At 64.0% G+C, this 1,278-nt stretch carries 2 protein-coding genes; both read right to left on the bottom strand.

The genetic code is table 11. The features are described from left to right. The coding region (locus ASG84_RS20395) for a major capsid protein (protein ID WP_057478834.1) at positions 1 to 1,004 on the bottom strand (1,004 nt) is incomplete at its 3' end. 17 nt (positions 1,005 to 1,021) lie between these two features. Continuing rightward, positions 1,022 to 1,278, bottom strand: a 257-nt coding sequence (locus tag ASG84_RS27850) for a hypothetical protein (RefSeq protein WP_057478833.1), incomplete at its 5' end; no start/stop codon positions are given.

The following is a 1,278-nucleotide window of genomic DNA, read 5'->3' as shown; positions in this document are numbered from 1 at the left end:
ATCGTCGCGTTGGAGTTGCCGAGGATCGGCAGACCAATGCCCGACGCCTTCGTCCAACGCTGAATCGGATCGGGGTTGATGTACGAGCCAACGACAACGCCCGGCGCTTCGGTGGCGTCGATGTTGTAGTCGGACTCGATCGCCTCGGCCGTGATGCCCCACAGGGTTTCGCCGAGCTTGGCACCGTTCGAGGCGATGTACAGAACTCGGTCGTCCGGGATCAGACGGACCGTGTTCCCGTTGTAGTCCTCGACCTGCGCGTCGAAGATCTCGAACGGCGGGTGGCCGAACGAGGTGAACAAGGCGTTGACCTGTTCACGGGTGACGATTCCCTGCGTCGCGCCGGGAGCCAGGCACATCGCCTTGATCACCGGGTTCCGCATGAGCGTGGACATCACGCGCTGCGAGGTGATCGCGCGAGCCGGGTTGCCCGAGTTCAGAAGTCGGAAGACCGTGAACCACGACTCCTGATCGAGAACCGGATCGGCCGCCCCGGACCACAAAGTCGCTGCGGTGACCGAGTGACCCGCCGAACGCTGGAAATCGGCCTCCACTTCGAGGCCGTCCTGCGCGAGCGAGACCTTGCTGGTCACGACCGCCTGAGCCTTGGCCATGATCATGCGGGTCTTGAGCGCCTCGGCCAACTCGACGGCATCGTTGAGGATGATGTCGAGAATCGCGCTGTCCGCCTTGCGGAGTCGCAACCGGTCGTATTCACCGAGGATGCGCTTCTCCGAGATCGGAGGAAGTTCCCCGGAGATCCGCGCCACGCCCTTGCGCGCGGACTGCGGAGCCTCGGTATCGAACGTGCGGAACTTCGCGGCACGTCGCAGACCGAGCTGGGTGATGTTCGCCCGGAAGTCGACGTCGTCGATCAGGGTGTCCGGGAGCAGATCGTCGATGAGCGCCAGATCGTTGATCGGGCGGTCCTTCAACGCCTCGCGGACGTAGCCGGACAGTTCGGCGGGAGAAATGTAGTCGCTGTTGAGTACCAGAGCCACCATTGCTGTTCAGCCCCTTCCTAGAAGTATCGGATGTCGCGTGCAGTTGCCTGCCCCGCGGTGTTGACGGACTGCGGAAGCTTCGCGGTGACGACCGCGCCATGCCAGTACAAAGCACCGGCGACGACCGTGAGGCCGGCCGGAACCTTCACCGCGGTGTACAGGTGACCCTCGATCGGATCGGCGTCGCCGTCGGTCCGGAGTCCATAGCGAGCGCCGATCTTCTTGAGCGCGTACCCGGACTTGATCCAGCCGTCGACGACCTTGCCCGCGAACG

It is taken from the genome of Rhodococcus sp. Leaf278, from assembly GCF_001426085.1.
GTDB lineage: Bacteria > Actinomycetota > Actinomycetes > Mycobacteriales > Mycobacteriaceae > Rhodococcoides.
This window is presented reverse-complemented; position numbering and strand designations above follow the sequence as displayed.